This is a genomic window from Afifella marina DSM 2698, from assembly GCF_900102695.1.
Taxonomy (GTDB): domain Bacteria; phylum Pseudomonadota; class Alphaproteobacteria; order Rhizobiales; family Afifellaceae; genus Afifella; species Afifella marina.
In genome coordinates, this window is record NZ_FMVW01000003.1 from 366926 (window position 1) to 383542 (window position 16617).

15 protein-coding genes are annotated in these 16617 nt (G+C 62.9%); 10 read left to right on the top strand and 5 right to left on the bottom strand.

Features of this window, described 5'->3' with window-relative positions; genetic code table 11:
* Positions 1-468, top strand: a complete 468-nt coding sequence (hemJ, locus tag BLP76_RS09595; protein ID WP_092811982.1) for a protoporphyrinogen oxidase HemJ — start codon at positions 1-3, stop codon at positions 466-468.
* A 172-nt stretch (positions 469-640) separates the two neighbouring features.
* A complete protein-coding gene (rho, locus tag BLP76_RS09600) occupies positions 641-1906 on the top strand; it encodes a transcription termination factor Rho (RefSeq protein ID WP_092811984.1) in 1266 nt (421 codons plus the stop codon).
* Positions 1907-1943: 37 nt separating this feature from the next.
* On the opposite strand, the gene BLP76_RS09605 is transcribed toward rho, so the two are convergent.
* Entirely contained in the window at positions 1944-3947 is a 2004-nt protein-coding gene (locus BLP76_RS09605; RefSeq protein ID WP_092811986.1) for a thioredoxin domain-containing protein, read from the bottom strand.
* Between the two features lie 41 nt (positions 3948-3988).
* On the opposite strand from BLP76_RS09605, the gene mnmE reads away from it, so the two are divergent.
* From mnmE to BLP76_RS09630, 5 genes are all read left to right on the top strand, one after another.
* Positions 3989-5326, top strand: coding sequence for a tRNA uridine-5-carboxymethylaminomethyl(34) synthesis GTPase MnmE (gene mnmE, locus BLP76_RS09610; protein ID WP_092811988.1), 1338 nt, complete (start codon positions 3989-3991; stop codon positions 5324-5326).
* A gap of 110 nt (positions 5327-5436) precedes the next feature.
* Positions 5437-7305 carry a tRNA uridine-5-carboxymethylaminomethyl(34) synthesis enzyme MnmG gene (gene mnmG / locus BLP76_RS09615; RefSeq protein ID WP_092811990.1) on the top strand — a complete coding sequence of 623 codons (1869 nt, stop codon included), beginning with the start codon at positions 5437-5439 and terminating at the stop codon, positions 7303-7305.
* A 49-nt stretch (positions 7306-7354) separates the two neighbouring features.
* The gene (gene rsmG / locus BLP76_RS09620; protein ID WP_170130554.1) at positions 7355-7957 is read left to right on the top strand and encodes a 16S rRNA (guanine(527)-N(7))-methyltransferase RsmG; all 603 of its coding nucleotides are present in this window, start codon (positions 7355-7357) and stop codon (positions 7955-7957) included.
* Between the two features lie 3 nt (positions 7958-7960).
* Positions 7961-8782 (top strand): ParA family protein, encoded by an 822-nt coding sequence (locus tag BLP76_RS09625; RefSeq protein WP_092811994.1) that lies wholly within the window; start codon positions 7961-7963, stop codon positions 8780-8782.
* Between the two features lie 25 nt (positions 8783-8807).
* A complete protein-coding gene (locus BLP76_RS09630) occupies positions 8808-9683 on the top strand; it encodes a ParB/RepB/Spo0J family partition protein (RefSeq protein WP_092811996.1) in 876 nt (291 codons plus the stop codon).
* A 6-nt stretch (positions 9684-9689) separates the two neighbouring features.
* Here the strand turns inward: BLP76_RS09630 and holA are convergent, their stop codons facing one another.
* The 3 genes from holA to leuS are packed head-to-tail and all read right to left on the bottom strand — an operon-like array spanning position 9690 to position 13835.
* Positions 9690-10727, bottom strand: a complete 1038-nt coding sequence (gene holA, locus BLP76_RS09635; RefSeq protein ID WP_092811998.1) for a DNA polymerase III subunit delta — start codon at positions 10725-10727, stop codon at positions 9690-9692.
* A 2-nt stretch (positions 10728-10729) separates the two neighbouring features.
* On the bottom strand, positions 10730-11233 hold the full coding sequence (gene lptE / locus BLP76_RS09640; RefSeq protein ID WP_092812000.1) for an LPS assembly lipoprotein LptE: 504 nt from the start codon (positions 11231-11233) through the stop codon (positions 10730-10732).
* Positions 11220-13835 (bottom strand): leucine--tRNA ligase, encoded by a 2616-nt coding sequence (gene leuS, locus BLP76_RS09645; protein WP_170130553.1) that lies wholly within the window; start codon positions 13833-13835, stop codon positions 11220-11222. Before leuS ends, lptE begins: the two co-directional genes overlap by 14 nt.
* 124 nt (positions 13836-13959) lie before the next feature.
* Between leuS and BLP76_RS09650 the strand changes: the two genes are divergently transcribed.
* Positions 13960-14640, top strand: coding sequence for a YggS family pyridoxal phosphate-dependent enzyme (locus BLP76_RS09650; protein ID WP_092812004.1), 681 nt, complete (start codon positions 13960-13962; stop codon positions 14638-14640).
* A 26-nt stretch (positions 14641-14666) separates the two neighbouring features.
* On the opposite strand, the gene BLP76_RS09655 is transcribed toward BLP76_RS09650, so the two are convergent.
* On the bottom strand, positions 14667-15323 hold the full coding sequence (locus tag BLP76_RS09655) for a L,D-transpeptidase family protein (protein ID WP_092812006.1): 657 nt from the start codon (positions 15321-15323) through the stop codon (positions 14667-14669).
* 104 nt (positions 15324-15427) lie between these two features.
* Here BLP76_RS09655 and BLP76_RS09660 point away from each other — a divergent pair, with 104 nt between their 5' ends.
* Both BLP76_RS09660 and BLP76_RS09665 read left to right on the top strand, forming a co-directional pair.
* Positions 15428-16114, top strand: coding sequence for a response regulator transcription factor (locus BLP76_RS09660; protein ID WP_092812008.1), 687 nt, complete (start codon positions 15428-15430; stop codon positions 16112-16114).
* A 9-nt stretch (positions 16115-16123) separates the two neighbouring features.
* Positions 16124-16597, top strand: a complete 474-nt coding sequence (locus BLP76_RS09665) for a cyclic nucleotide-binding domain-containing protein (protein ID WP_092812010.1) — start codon at positions 16124-16126, stop codon at positions 16595-16597.
* Positions 16598-16617 lie beyond the last annotated feature (20 nt).

Here is a 16617-nt window from a genome sequence, read left to right on the forward strand (position 1 = left end):
ATGGATGGCCTTGTCGCGGCAGTCTCGGATTTCTTTTGGTATGTCAATCCGTTATGGATCAAGGCATGGCATGTGATCTCGATCATTGCCTGGATGGCGGGACTTCTCTACCTGCCGCGTCTGATGGTCTATCACACGAAGGTCGCCGCGGGTTCCGAGCAGTCTGAGCTCTTCAAGGTGATGGAGCGGCGCCTGCTCAAGGCGATCATGACGCCCGCGATGGTTGCGAGCTGGATCTTCGGTCTTTGGGCGGCCACCATCACCTATGCCTGGGACCAGGGGTGGTTCCATTTCAAACTGGCTCTTGTCGTGTTGCTGACGATCTCCCATCTGTTCATGGCACGGTGGGTGCGGGAGTTTGCAGAGGACCGCAACACGCGGCCCGAGAAGTTCTACCGAGCGATCAACGAGGTTCCGACGCTCCTGATGATCGGTATTGTGATCCTCGTCATCGTGCGTCCCTTCTGACGCGGATGAATTAGCGCTTGTGATTCCGGTCGGACCGGGTTAAGCGAAAAGAACTGGCGTGAATGGCTAGCCGCGGCGCAAGCTGGGGGCCGGCCGTTAGTTTCCCGCACCGGGGCGGTGCCTCCCTTTTACCCATGCCTCTTCCACCGTGTTTTGCACGGGACTCAATCACATGGCAGAAATCAGACTCCAAGACCTGAAGGCGAAGTCGCCTACCGATCTTCTTGCTGTTGCGGAAGAGTACGACGTTGAAAACGCCAGTACTTTGCGCAAGCAAGAACTTATGTTCGCGATCCTGAAAAAGGTCGCGGAACATGACATTACTATCATTGGACAGGGCGTTATTGAGGTGCTGCAGGACGGCTTCGGCTTTCTGCGGTCTCCTGATGCGAATTATCTGCCCGGGCCCGACGATATCTACGTTTCGCCGTCGCAAATCCGACGTTTTTCATTGCGGACGGGCGATACGATCGAGGGCGAGATCCGTAGCCCGAAAGAGGGTGAGCGCTATTTTGCGCTCCTCAAGGTCAATACGATCAATTTCGAGGAACCGGACAAGGCCAAGCACAAGGTCCATTTCGACAATCTGACGCCGCTTTATCCGGACGAACGCTTCAAGATGGAAGTGGACGATCCGACGGTGAAAGACATGTCGGCGCGGGTCATCGATCTGGTGGCGCCCTTGGGCAAGGGTCAGCGCGGACTGATCGTGGCGCCGCCGCGAACCGGCAAGACGGTTCTGTTGCAGAATATCGCCGGCTCGATCACCTCGAATCACCCAGAATGCTACGTCATCGTGCTTTTGATCGACGAGCGACCGGAAGAAGTCACGGACATGCAGCGCACGGTGCGCGGCGAAGTGATCTCATCGACGTTCGACGAGCCGGCTGTGCGGCACGTGCAGGTGGCCGAGATGGTCATCGAGAAGGCGAAGCGGCTCGTCGAACATGGACGGGACGTCGTCATCCTGCTCGATTCGATCACGCGTCTGGGACGTGCCTACAACACCGTTGTGCCGTCTTCGGGCAAAGTGCTGACCGGTGGTGTCGACGCCAATGCGTTGCAGCGGCCGAAGCGTTTCTTCGGTGCGGCACGCAATATCGAAGAGGGCGGCTCGCTGACGATCATCGCGACGGCGCTCATCGATACGGGCAGCCGGATGGACGAAGTGATCTTCGAAGAGTTCAAGGGCACCGGCAATTCGGAGATCGTGCTCGACCGTAAGGTCGCCGACAAGCGTGTCTTCCCGTCTATGGACATCCTGAAGTCCGGGACGCGAAAAGAAGAGCTTCTCGTGCCGCGTGCGGACCTGCAGAAGATCTTCGTCCTGCGCCGGATCCTCGCTTCGATGGGTGTCGTCGACGCGATCGAGTTCCTTCTCGACAAGCTCCGACATACGAAATCGAATTCCGAGTTCTTCGATTCGATGAACACCTAGACCGGGAAAGGCGTCTGAGAGATCAGGCGCCTTTGCCTTATCTGGCGTGTCCGCCGCGGGTGCGCGATAGAAGGTCAGCGATCTCCTCGGAGCGCGTGACGTCCGGATAGCATCTGTCCATGTCGCAGAGCCTGAGCCTCGTCTCGGTTGCGGAGGACGGAGCTTGATATTCCCTCATGAGGGCGGGGTCCGCTTCGGCGTTGACGACGTCGTGGATTGCTGGGTCGAACTTCGATCTCGATCCGAGGACGATCAGGTGGCGGGCGCGCAGGACCGTGTCCCACGCATTCTGAACACTGGCTGTCGCGATGAGGTTGTGTGCGATCGACGCCGCCTGATGGCGGATGATCGTCGCTGCTCGCTCGAGATAGCGTTGCTCTCCGGTGAGCAGAAAGAGTCGGGCCGACGCTTCTGCGATCACGCCTGTGGCTGCGGGCATAGCTTCATCAGAGTCTGAGTGGAGACGCGCAAAGAGCGCGGTATTGTCCGCGTTCGCTAGATAATAGGCGCCTGAGTCCTCGTCGTAGTGTGACGCTTCCAGGCGCGAAAAGAACTCCTTAGCTGAGTCGATATAGTCCTTTTGACCTGTGGCGGTATGGAGTTCCTGAGCGGCGCGCATCATCTGCGCATAGTCAGTGGCGAGGGCGCCTGCAGTCACCCGGCCATCGCACCAGGCATGGGTCAGGGAGCCGGATTCGCTTTGCAGCTTGGTCAGAAAGGCGAAGGCCTCTGAAGCGGCGCTCAGGAGGTCGGGTCGGGAGAGCGTCGTGGAAGATCGTGCGAGCGCTGCAATCAGCGTGGCGTTCCAATCGGTCAGGACTTTGTCGTCGCGAGCTGGCTGCGGGCGGTTTTTGCGGGCGCTGAGGAGCTGCGCGCGATGGCGGGCGAGGGCAGCCTCATCCTTTGCCCCGCGCCAGTCAAAGGTGCCGGGACGCAGGCGATTGAGGATGTTGTGGCCCTCCCAATTGCCCATGTCGGTGACGTCGTAGACCTCTGCGAAGTGTCGGGCGGCAGGTCCGAGGACATCGTCAACTTCTTCGGCGCGCCAGACATAAGTAGCGCCTTCTTCGTGGTTCGTGTCGGCGTCGAGGCTCGTGGCGAAAGCGCCGCAAGGCAGACGCATCTCGGTCAGAAGCCAATCGGCGGTTTCTTCAAGTCGCGCACGGAAGAGTGGGTCTTGAGTCTTTTCGTAGGCGAGGCAGAGAAGATAGAGAAGCTGTCCGTTGTCGGAGAGCATCTTCTCGAAATGCGGCACCAGCCAGGTGTCGTCGACGGCATAGCGTGCGAAGCCGCCGCCAAGATGGTCGTAAATGCCGCCCTGGCAGATGTTGCGGAGCGTGATCAGCACAGCGTCTGCATAGGCGCTGTTTCCGGTTCGCAGATGTGCGCGCCACATCATCTCAAGCAGCGGTGCCTGGGGGAATTTTGGCGCGCCGGCAAGGCCGCCATGGTCGAGATCGAAGTGAACGAGAATCTGAGCGGCGGATGCGTCTAGGAGCTCGGGGTTGGGAAGATCCCCGGGCGTGGATGCGGGAGAGCTCCCGCGGGTGAGATGGTCCGTGATGGCCTTTGTGTTGGTGCTGACGGTTTCCGGCTTGTGCTGCCATGTCTCGGCGACCGCTTGCAGTACCTGGCGGAAGCTTGGTCGGCCCCAACGCGGCGTCGGCGGGAAGTATGTGCCACCCCAGAAAGGCTCCGTCGCGGGTGTCAGGAACATCGTCAGGGGCCAGCCGCCGGGCTCGCCGAGAGAGTGGAGGGCGGCCATATAGACCTGGTCGATATCGGGGCGTTCCTCGCGGTCGACCTTTATGTTTACGAAATTCTGATTGAGGTAATCTGCTGTTCCGCGATCGGAGAAACTCTCATTCGCCATGACATGGCACCAATGGCAGGCAGCGTAGCCAATGGACAGATGTATGGGGACCTGGCGATCTCGCGCTTCCGCGAGCGCGTCTTCATCCCATGGCTGCCAATGGACGGGATTGTCCGCATGCTGCTTGAGATAGGGACTGGCGGTCTCTGCGAGGCGGTTTCGAGCCATAATGTCTCCGGCAAGCTGTCATAGGGCGACTACAAGAAGACATGGATACGATTTACGCATTGTCGAGCGGGGCGCTGCCGGCCGGGGTCGCAATCGTCCGAATTTCGGGGCCGGAAGCGGCGGTGGCGCTGCGGGAGCTTGCCGGCGGCCTTCCGGAACCGCGGCGGGCCGTGGTGAGGGCCTTGGTGGATCCGGAGAACCGTGACCTTATCGACGAGGGCCTCGTGCTGTGGATGCCGGGACCGGGGACGTTTACCGGCGAGGATACCGTGGAGCTGCAGTGTCACGGGAGCCGGGCTGTCGTCGCGCGTCTGATCGAATCGCTTGCGCAATGGCCGGGATTTCGCATGGCCGAGCCCGGCGAATTTGCGCGCCGGGCATTCCTCAATGGCCGTCTCGACCTGACAGAGGCGGAGGGTCTTGCCGATCTCGTCGCGGCGGAGACCGAAGCGCAGAGGCGGCAGGCTTTGGGGCAGGCTCGAGGAGCGTTGTCTCAACGGCTCCTGTTCTGGCGGGGGACGTTGGTCGACTGTGTTGCGGAGGTCGAAGCCCAACTGGACTTTTCCGATGAGGACGATGTCGGATCCGAGGTCGACGTTGTGACCCGCCTGCGAGCCGTGTTGTCGGAGGTTCGCGAGCTTCTGTCGGGAGCGCGGCTTGCCGAGCGTATCCGCGACGGGTTCGTTGTCGTGCTGGTTGGTGCGCCGAATGCGGGGAAGTCGACCTTGCTCAATGCGTTTGCGCGCCGGGATGTCGCGATCGTGAGCGCAGAGCCTGGCACGACCCGGGACCTTGTCTCCGTTCCGCTCGAGCTTTCTGGTTTTGCGGTCACGCTGGTCGACACTGCGGGATTGCGGGAGACGGAGAGTGCGGTCGAGGCAGAAGGCGTTCGTCGGGCCCGGCTTGCGGCTAAAGATGCAGATCTGGTGCTTGAGCTCGTGCCGGCGGGTGAGGGCGGGCGGCCTTCGAGTGCCGAGGTGAGCCCGGGGGGTGCCGAATGCTGGGTCATCGAGACCAAGGCGGATCTGATTGAGAGTGGGGGCCTCGGTGTTGGTCGGCCGAGGAGGATCTCGGCCGTCACTGGAGAGGGGCTGCGGGAGCTTGAGGGCGCACTGAGCGAGTGGTTGGCGGGGCAGGCCGTCGCCAGCTCCGGCGGCGCCTCAGGTGCGGCGGTTGTGAATGTGCGGCAGAGGGAAGGGCTGATTCGGTTGGCTGAGCGCCTCGAATCGGTTCTGAAACGAGGCGAGCCGGGTAGGGTTGACGAGCTCTTGGGGGAAGAGTTGCGCGCATGTCTGAGGGCGATTGGGAGGCTCACCGGTGAGGTGGATCCGGAGAGCGTGCTTGGGGCCATCTTTGGACGGTTTTGTATCGGAAAGTGACCTCAACCGTCCCCGCACGTGTTTCACGTGAAACGCGCTTCCCGCGACCTGATGCAGTTCCACGTGAAACATAACTTTCCATTCGGGACGGAAGGCACTAGATCGTCAGCATGATCTTAAATTGCGACGTCGTTGTCATCGGTGGCGGGCACGCCGGGTGCGAGGCGGCCTCCGCCTCCGCGCGCGCAGGTGCACGCACGATCCTCGTGACGCATAGGGCCGACACAATTGGAACCATGTCCTGCAATCCGGCGATTGGCGGGTTGGGCAAGGGACACCTCGTGCGTGAGATCGATGCGCTCGATGGTCTCATGGGCCGGGCCGCCGATGCGGCGGGGATCCAGTTCCGCATGCTCAATCGGCGAAAGGGCCCGGCGGTGCAAGGGCCCCGAGCACAATCCGATCGGACCCTTTACCGCGCTGCGATGCGAAGTCTGATCAGCGAGCAGGCGGGGCTTGAGGTTCTTGAGGGCGAGGCTGCCGATATTGTCATCGGGGCAGGGCGGGTCCAGGGCCTGCGTCTTGCCGATGGTCGCGAGATCCGTTGTGGCGCGGTCGTCATTACGACCGGTACGTTCCTTCGTGGCATGGTGCATATTGGCGAACGCTCGTGGCCGGCCGGTCGCGTCGACGAGAAACCGTCGCTTGCCCTCGCCGAGACACTTGACCGTCTAGAGCTTCGCCTCGGGCGTCTAAAGACCGGTACACCGCCGCGGCTTGATGGGCGGACGATCGACTGGGCGTCACTTGAGATGCAGCCGGGCGACGACCCGGCCGAGCCGTTCTCGATGATGACCGAACGGATTACGACGCCACAGATCGAGTGCGGTATCACGCGGACGACGCAGGCGACCCATGACATCATCCGCGGCAATCTCGCCAGGTCGGCCATCCATGTCGGTAACATTTCCGGCCGGGGACCGCGGTATTGTCCGTCGATCGAGGACAAGGTCGTGCGCTTCGCCGATCGAGAGAGCCACCAGATCTTTCTGGAGCCCGAAGGACTCGGAGACGATACGGTGTACCCCAACGGCATCTCCACGTCGCTCCCGGCCGAGCTTCAGGAGGCCTTCGTTCGGACTGTCCCCGGCCTTGAGCAGGTAGAGATCCTGCGGCCGGGTTACGCGATCGAATACGACCATGTCGACCCGCGGGAGCTCGACACGACGCTGGAGCTTCGGCAGGTGAGTGGCCTCTTTCTCGCCGGGCAGATCAACGGCACGACGGGGTATGAAGAGGCGGGGGCCCAGGGTCTGATCGCGGGGGTGAATGCTGCGCGTCGGGCCGGCGGCGGCGAGGGGATCAGCGTCCGTCGATCGGACGCATATCTTGGTGTGATGATCGATGATCTCGTGACGAAGGGCGTCAGCGAGCCTTATCGCATGTTTACGTCGCGGGCCGAATATCGGCTGGCACTGCGGGTCGACAACGCGGATGAGCGGCTGACGCCGTTTGGTGAGGAACTCGGCATCGTCGGGTCTGAGCGGTCGAATCGGTTCCGGAAGAAATCGGAGACTCTCGCACGGTTCCGTGTTCTCCTGAGCGAGGTCAGGATTACACCGAACGAGGCGCGGCGTCGTGGCTTGCCGATCAATCAGGATGGCATCCGCCGGTCCGCGTTCGAGCTTCTGGCTTATCCTGAGATCGAGTGGTCGGCCGTTGCAGCGATATGGCCGGAGCTCGGCGAGGCCGATCCCGCGACACAGAAGCACCTCACGACGGACGCTCGATACGCGGTCTATCTCGATCGACAGAAGGAAGATGTGGCGGCTCTGCGCCGGGACGAGGCAATTGGGATCCCAGATGATTTCTCGTTCGCCGGTCTGTCGGGCCTCTCCAACGAGGTGCGGGAGCGGCTGGAGCTCGTGCGGCCGGCGAGCCTCGCCCAGGCGGGGCGGGTCGAAGGCGTGACGCCGGCAGCGTTGACGCTCATTCTTGCGCATCTGAAGCGTGCCGCGAGGGATCGCCGTGCGGCCTGAACAAGCAGATGCTTCACGTGAAACACTGCTGACGCGTTGCCGTGATTTGGTGACAGCGGAGACGGAGGAACGTCTCGTCGCGTTCGTTGAGCTTCTGAAAACCTGGCAGCGAACGCACAACCTCGTCTCGCCGCGAACTATCGATGAGGTGTGGGAACGGCATGTCGGCGACAGCCTGCAGCTCGTCCCGATCGGGATCGAACAGAAGTCGTCCTCGTGGCTCGACATCGGCAGCGGGGCGGGTTTTCCGGGGCTCATCGTGGCGATCGTCCTGCACGACAGGCTCGAGAGGGTCGGGCTCGTCGAAGCCAATCACAAGAAGGCGGCCTTCCTCCGCCAGGCCGTGCGGGTGTGCGGCCTCGATAACGTCACCGTTCATGCGCGACGAATTGAGGCGCTGCATGATGAATTTCGGGGCTGCTTCGATGTCGTGAGCGCCAGGGCGCTCGCGCCATTGCCGGGTCTCCTTGAGCTTGCGGCACCATTTCTCGCCGAAAATGGCCTTGTCCTTGCGATGAAGGGCAAGGAATATGTGCATGAAGAAGCGGCGGCGTCTGACATCTGGCAATTCGATCGGATATTGTATCCGAGCCTCGCCGAGGGCGACGGCACCATCGCCGCCATCTCCCATCTGAAACGCAGGAAGGCCTAGACCATGCCGCAAGCCTTGGAGCGGCTCCCGAGCGTTCCCCGAATCCTTGTCGTGGCCAACCAGAAGGGCGGCGTCGGCAAGACGACGACGGCGATCAATCTCGGTACCGCGCTGGCAGCGATCGGCGAAGACGTCCTCATCGTGGACCTCGATCCGCAGGGCAATGCATCGACCGGGCTTGGAATCGGCCGCGAGAGCCGGACACGCTCCACCTACGATATTCTCATGGACGGGATGCCCGTCAACGAGGTGGCGCTCGAAACCGTGGTACCGCGTCTCTCCATCGCGCCGTCGACGCTCGACCTCTTGGGTGTCGAGCTCGAGATTGCCGCCTTCCAGGATCGTGCCTACCGGCTGCGACATGCGCTCACTGGGCTCGGAGGGCAGGGGCAATCGCCTTACACCTACGTGCTGATCGATTGTCCGCCGTCGCTCAACCTTCTCACTATCAATGCGATGGCCGCGGCTCATGCCGTGCTCGTGCCGCTGCAGTGCGAATTCTTCGCGCTCGAGGGTCTCAGCCAGATTTTGTCGACGGTGGAGCGGGTGCGCCGCGGGCTCAATCCTGAGCTCTCCGTCCATGGCATCGTGCTCACGATGTTCGATGGGCGCAACAACCTGTCCGGCCAGGTGGTCGACGACGTGCGCTCGCATATGGGCGACAAGGTGTACAATACCGTCATCCCCCGCAATGTCCGGATTTCGGAGGCGCCGTCGCATGGCAAACCGGCGATCCTCTATGACATCAACTGCGCTGGCAGCCAGGCCTATCTGAGGCTCGCCAGTGAGGTTATTCAGCGCGAACGGCTGCTTCGGGCAGCGTAGTGCGCGATCAAGGGAGTGTTGAGTGATGGCTGCTGAACCACCACGGCGCCTCGGACGCGGCCTCGACGCGTTGCTTCAGGATTATGCCGTGCCGGAAATGCAAGAGGCGCCGGTCGCCCCGCAGAAGCCTCAGACCGCGCTCATCGCCACCGTTCACCCCAATCCGCGCAATCCCCGGCGGGAGTTTTCCGGCGAGGAGCTCGAAGATCTTGCGGCGTCAATTCGGGCGCATGGGCTCGTCCAGCCGATTGTCGTGCGGCCGAAGCCCGACACGCCCGACGAATTCGAGATCATTGCCGGTGAGCGGCGCTGGAGGGCAGCGCAACGGGCCGGCATCCATGAAGTTCCGATCACGCTGCTGGAGGTGTCGGACCGCGAGGCGCTCGAACTCGCCATCGTTGAAAACGTGCAGCGGAGCGATCTCAATCCACTCGAAGAGTCACTCGGCTATCAGGCTTTGATCGAGGAATTTGGCTACAGCCAGGGTGATCTTGCCGATGTCATCGGCAAGAGTCGCGTCCATGTCACGAATACGCTGCGGCTCCTGAAGTTGCCGGAGAAGGTTCGTGACCACCTCCGCACCGGCAAGCTGACGGCGGGCCATGCGCGAGCGCTCATCAATACGGTGGACCCGGAGAAGCTTGCGGAGATCGCCATCGCCAAGGGGCTGTCGGTCCGCGATACCGAAAAGCTTGCGCAGAAATCCGACGAGCCGGATGTCAAATCCGGGATGCGGAGCCGAGAGAAGGACCCCGATACGGTCGCGCTGGAGCGCGAGCTCGGAGACCGGTTGGGGCTCCTGATCGACATCCGTCACAAGGCGGACGGGAAGGGCGAGGTGCGCATCAAGTACCGCGACCTGGAGCAGCTCGATATGCTGTGTCAGAAGCTGAAGGTCTAAGCGGGCTTAACGGCGCCCCACGCGGCGCGCGACCTGCGCCAGACGCATGAGTGCTAAAGAGGCGATCGCGTAATCGAGGGCGGGCAGCTTCCGGGTCTCCAGGATCGCCTCATCGATGGAGGCGCGGGCCTTCCGCAGCGCCTCGGGTGACCAGATCTGCAAGGCACGCTTGACGCTGTCTTTCCTGCGGAAATGGAGCGGCGGCCGGGCTCGATCGACCGCGACCGCAAGACCACTCTTGCGGGCCTCTGCCTGGAGCCCAGCCAGCATCAAAAGATGGTTGAGCATCTGCGCAAGGAGCGCTGAAGGGGATGCGCCTTCGGCCTCCAGACGCGAGAGATCCGCGGCTACCTCCTGAATGTCCCCGGTCAACGTCCGATCGATGAGGCGATCGTTGCGCAGCTCGGTGCTTTCTCCCACGACCGTCGTCACCTCGGCAAGGGTGAGCTCGGCGCCATCACCCGCATAGAGGATCAGTTTTTCGATCTCCCGGCGTGCGACGCCCCGGTCGGTGCCGAGATGGACGATGAGGTAATCGAGCGCGTCGGGTTCGACGGTGACCTGGGCTTCGGGCAACATGCTGCGGGTGAGATCGGCGATATCGCCGGCGCTGCTCTCATAGAAGGGGATAGCCGCCGCGTTGGGTGAGTCCTCGAAGAGGCGGCGGAGCGGCGCGCCGGCCCGGAGCTCGTCGGCCTCGACGACGATGATGGCCGCTTCAGGCGGATCTTCAACGAGCGGCCGCAGGGACGGGACGACATTGTGCCGACCGTCGAGTATTTTGAGGCGGATGAGCGGTGCGCCACCGAACAACATGTCGGCGTGGGCTTCGTCGGCGATGCGGCCTGGATTGCCGGAGAGTTCGTCGGAGCCGATCCTGAGGACCGTGGCACCCTGCGGGTCGCGCGCCGACAAGATCGACACGAGAGTCGCCGCACGCTCCGAAACCGCGCCCTGATCCGTGCCGTAAAGCAGGAAGAGTCGCACGTCCGCGGGCGGCTGCGTGGTGAAGGCTGTGGCCTGGGCGGCCTTAACGGCCACCATCGTCAGTTCCGTGCGAGATAGCTTGCAAGCCGCGTCTTCAAGATGCCCGCAAGTGTGTCGGCGACGCGGTCTTCTGCGTCGCGCTCCGCCCTCAGCTTGGCGAACGCCTGGCTGGAGCGATCATAGGAAGCCACCGTGTTGAGGACGGCACCCAGAACCTGCTGACCTGTCGAAATGTCGAAGAGACGATATTGCAGGCGCCCGGAGAGCTGATAGGCGGTCGGAACGCCCGTCACGGCTTCGATGCCGACCGAGCTGGAGTTCAACGCGAGCGTATATTCGAGTCGATATTGCGGGGGGACGGTTTCTCCGTCCTGCAACCCGAACAGGAGTGCGTTCCTGAACACCTGTTCCGGCCGCGTCGTCGGCATTTCGACCTCAATGGCGCGGAGCTCTTCCTGAACCGACCGGCCGGCCGCGTCTGGCGCATAGAGCGGTCGGACGGTGCAGCCGGCCACAAGGCCAGCTGCAAGAAGGATGAGAAATCCGCGCCTAGCCGACCACATTCACGATCCTCCCGGGAACGACGATCACCTTGCGTGCCGGACGGCCTTCCAGAAACCGCTGGACCGTCTCGGAGGCGAGCGCCGCCGCCTCAATCGTCTCTTTCGATGCGTCCCTGGCGACGACGAGATCGTCGCGCTTCTTGCCGTTCACCTGCAAGGGGAGGGTGACCTCGTCCTCACGGAGAAGAGCCGCATCGGCCTCCGGCCAGGCCGTTTCGGCGACGAGCTTGTCGTGGCCGAGGGTCTGCCAGCAGGCTTCCGCCAAATGCGGCATGAAGGGCGCGCTCAAAAGCACGAGGGCCTCCAGTGCCTCTCTGTGGGCCCACAAACCGGAGTCACGATCGCCGCACTCGTGGCCGCCGATTTGGTTCGCCAGATCGTGGACGAAGGCGATGGCGCGGTTGAAGCGCAGGTTCTCGATCGCGTCGGTCACATCTCGGATTGCGGCATGTGTGGCGCGTCTCAGGGCCTCGTCAGCCTCGCTGAAGCCGGATGGCAGAGCCGTCCCGGCTGGGGGCAGGCCTTCTTTTGCCGAGGTTACGAGCCGCCAGACACGCTGCACGAAGCGGTGAGCACCTTCGACGCCCGCTGCCGACCATTGCACGTCGCGCTCGGGTGGCGAGTCCGACAACATGAACCAGCGGGCGGTGTCGGCACCATAATTGCGGCTGATCTCTTCGGGACCGACCGTGTTGCGTTTCGACTTCGACATCTTTTCGATGGGGCCGATCTCGATGGCCGCACCGGTCTTGGCGTGCCGTGCCCGCCGTGTCCCCTCGCTCTCTTCGACAATCACGTCTTCAGGCGGAAGGAATGGGCCGTTCGGTTCGCGATAGGTTTCGTGCACCACCATGCCTTGCGTGAAGAGGCCGGCAAACGGCTCTTTCAGGTCGAGATGGCCGGTCTTCTGCATCGCCCGCACGAAGAAGCGGGAATAGAGGAGATGCAGGATCGCGTGCTCGATACCGCCGATATACTGATCGACGGGCAGCCAGGCGTCGGCGACATCCGGAATGGTCGGCGTGTCGGCCTTCGGTGCGGTAAAGCGGGCGAAATACCACGAGGAATCCACGAAGGTGTCCATCGTGTCGGTCTCGCGCCGTGCGGGCTTGCCGCATTTCGGGCAATCGACGTTCTTCCAGGTCGGATGACGGTCGAGCGGGTTGCCGGGCTTGTCGAAATCGATGTCGTCAGGAAGCTCGACCGGCAGATCGGCAACGGGCACGGGCACCGATCCGCAGCTTTCGCAATGGATCATCGGGATCGGGCATCCCCAATAACGCTGTCTGGAAATGCCCCAGTCGCGCAACCTGAAGTTGACTTCGCGAACTGCCTGCGGCCCGCCCCCGATCGTGCGGGCTTCCAGGCGACGGGCAACCTCGTCCTTGCCTTCCTCGATGGTCATGCCGTCCAGGAAGTCGGAATGGTAGAGGCGGCCAGGCCCGGTATAGGCTTCGTCCGTGACGGCGAAGTTCTCAGGATCGGCGTCTTCCGGCTTCACCACCGGCTTGACCGGAAGGCCGTAGCGGTTGGCGAAATCGAGGTCGCGCTGATCGTGCGCCGGGCAACCGAAGATCGCGCCGGTGCCGTAACCCATCAAAACGAAATTGGCGATGTAGACGGGAAGGACCGCTCCCTCGACGAAGGGATGGCGGACCCTGAGGCCTGTGTCGTAGCCGCTCTTCTCTGCCGTTTCGATCGCTTCCGCGGACGTGCCGCGGCGATGACATTCAGCGATGAAGGCGGCCGCCTTCTCGTCCGTCGCTGCGAGTTTTGCCGCGAGCGGATGGTCGGGCGAGAGCGCCATGAAGGCGGCGCCAAAGAGCGTGTCCGGGCGCGTCGTGAAGACTTCCAGATACTCTTCGCCAGAGACCGTCTCGTCGGCAAACTCGAAGCGGACTTTCAGGCCCTCGGAGCGGCCGATCCACTTCTCCTGCATCACGCGGACTTTTTCCGGCCAGCGGGAAAGGCCCTTCAGCTCTTCGAGGAGATCGTCGGCATAGTCGGAGATGGCGAAGAACCACTGCGTCAGCTCACGCTGCTCGACGACGGCTCCCGAGCGCCAGCCGCGCCCGTCGATCACCTGCTCGTTGGCGAGCACGGTCTGGTCGACGGGATCCCAGTTCACCTTGGCGCTCTTGCGCTTGACGAGGCCGGCCTCACGGAAATCCAGGAAGAGCCGCTGCTGCTGAGCGTAATAGTCCACGTCGCAGGTGGCGAACTCCCGCGACCAGTCGATCGAAAAGCCCATCAGCTTCAGCTGATCGCGCATCGTAGCGATGTTCGCGTAGGTCCACTCCTTGGGATGGACCTTATTCTGCATGGCGGCGTTCTCCGCCGGCATGCCGAACGCGTCCCAGCCCATCGGGTGCAGCACGTTGTAGCCGCGCGCACGCCGATAGCGGGCGACGACATCGCCCATCGTGTAGTTGCGGGTGTGACCGATATGGATGCGTCCCGACGGATACGGGAACATCTCCAGGACATAATATTTGGGCCGTGGATCCTCGTTGGAGCAACGGAAAAGGCCGCGCTCCTCCCAGACGGATTGCCAGTAAGCCTCGACGTTTCGTGGATTATAACGCTCTGTTGACGCAGTCATGAACGGCATGGTTGTTGGGAACGGGCGAGCCGCCTTTTGAGCGGCCGAAGAGCTTCAACACGATTGCCAGAGCCGGTCAACCTCGCCTGGCGGCGATCGGTTGTGCGCACAGTGCGGGCAGGACATGGACAAGGCAAACAAAGAGCACGAGGCATTGGCTGAGATCAGACGCCGGGTGGACGCGGCGGCGCGTGAGGCGGGGCGTGATCCGGAAAGCGTGACGCTCGTCGCCGTCAGCAAAACCTTCGATGCGGCGGAGATCGAGCCCGTCATCGCCGCCGGCCAGCGCGTCTTCGGCGAGAACCGCGTGCAGGAAGCGGCCGGGAAATGGCCCGCTTTGCGCGAGGCGACGCCGGGCATGACACTGCATTTGATCGGGCCATTGCAATCGAACAAGGCGTCCCAGGCCGTGGAGCTGTTCGACGCCATCCATACCGTCGACCGCGACAAGATCGCGGCCGCGATCGCCAAGGAGATCGCAAGCCAGGGCCGGTCGCCGGAGCTCTTCGTTCAGGTCAATACCGGCGAGGAACCACAGAAGGCCGGCATCGCGCCCCGGGAGACGGCAGATTTCGTTCGCCGTTGCCGTGACGAGCACGGGCTTGAGATCTCGGGTCTCATGTGCATCCCGCCGGTCGAGGAGGCGCCAGCTCCGCATTTTGCGCGCCTGGCAAAGCTCGCCGGCGAGCTCGGTCTGAAAAAGCTCTCCATGGGCATGAGCGCCGATTTCGAGACGGCGATCGCACTCGGTGCGACCCATGTGCGGGTCGGCAGCGCGATCTTCGGCTCAAGGCCGCGTCCCTGAGGTGTCGATCGTAGAGGAGTTGGTTCTCACACGCGTTTCGGGCGTCCGGCATCCGCCCGTGCCAGGATCACCATCTGTGTCCTCTTCGACAGAAACGGCAGGATCCGGCGCATGGCCGAGCGCGGTATGGCCACACAGCCCTCCGTCGCCTGAAGACCCGGCCGGGCGAGATGGAAGAAGATGGCACTTCCCATTTGCCGCTGCCGCGGCGCGGTGTTGTGGGACAGGCCGATCACTGCATCATAAAGCCCGTCCGGCCGCCACATCGCCTCGGCCGAGGCGCTGATGGGCAGGCGTACGGCGCGATTGTAGGCGGGTGATGCCGGCTCGTCGCACCAGCCGTCGCTCTGCCGCAGCACAATCGTCTGAATCCCCGGGCGCGGCATCATTGGTCTTCTGTCGGGTCGCAGGGCGCACCATTCGAGCACAAAGCGCCCGACGGGGCTCTTCCCGTCACCTTCGCGCTTCTGCTTTGCGTGGGTCACGCCAGCGCGTCCGATGGCGCAGCGCAGGGTGAGGCCGCGAAACGTCAGTAAGGCGGCGTGCGAGGGGCTCGGCAGCGGCCGCACATAGATACGGTCGCAGTCGCCGGATTGAGGCGCCGTGCGGCGTGACGACGCGGCAGCGCGTTTCGGCTGTTTGTGGCGCGATTGCGGGCGAAAGCGGGGGTCGGGGGGCAACATTGTTCAAGAATGCGTGCTTGATGGGCTGAGGTGCAAGGCTGGCGAGGGCAGGGAACTTAGCCTAAATTGCAAAATTGACGATTCCGGGCGGAGATAAGGCGCGAATGACGGCCAGACGAATTCTCATTGTCGATGATGACAAAGAGCTCTGCGGAGCATTGACCGAGCAGCTCGCGCTTTACGAGGAGTTTGAGCTCGCTTCGGCAACGACCGCTGCGGCCGGCATCAAGAGCGCCAAGGAAAGCCATGTCGATCTCATCATCATGGACGTCGAATTGCCGGACATGGACGGACGCGAGGCGGTCAAACTGCTCCGCAAGAGCGGTGTGAACGTCCCGATCGTGATGCTGACCGGCCACGACACCGATTCCGACACCGTGCTCGGTCTCGAGGCCGGGGCCAATGATTACGTCGTGAAGCCGTTTCGTTTCGCAGTCCTCCTTGCCCGCATCCGGGCGCATCTGCGCCAGCACGAGCAAAGCGAGGATGCGACCTTCGCCATCGGTCCCTACACGTTTCGTCCCGCCGCGAAAGTTCTCCTCGACGCGTCTGGCGGAAAGGTCCGCCTGACGGAAAAAGAGACGGCGATCTTGAAATATCTCTACCGGGCCAGCGAGGCGACGGTGTCACGCGACACGCTTCTCTCGGAAGTGTGGGGATACAATTCCGGGGTCACCACCCATACGCTCGAGACCCATATCTACCGGCTCAGGCAGAAGATCGAGAAGGATCCTTCGAACGCCGAGATCCTCGTCACGGAAGCCGGCGGCTACAAGCTTGCGCGCACCTAGGAGAGCCGAGTGAGCCTCGGATCCGACGTCCAGCTCTTGCACGAGGCGCCCTTCTTCAGGGGCTTCGATGAGGATCATCTGCGCTTGATCGCGTTCTCGGCGGAAAGCCGGCATGTGCGCAAAGACGAGGTCGTCGTAGAAGCGGGGCGCCCGCAGCATTCGGCCTATCTCGTCAGTGACGGTCTGCTCCTTGCGCGCAGCGACCGCCGGGGCGGCGCGGAAGAGGGACGACCGGCGCGGCGCTTCGAGCGAGGCGCCCTCATCGGCGATCTCGCGCTCATCACGGAAATGAAGGCGCACGCGACCATCGTCGCGGCGGAAAATTCCAGCGTGCTGCAGATCCGCCGATCGATGTTCAAGCGGCTTCTGGACGAATATCCCGATATCGCCGAAGCCTTGCGCGATAAGCTGACGGAAGGGCTTGCCGACACGGTCGAGGAGATCAAGCGGGCCGGGCTCCGCCTCGGCGCGGCGGGATCGTAAGCCCTTCGTATTCGGGATGT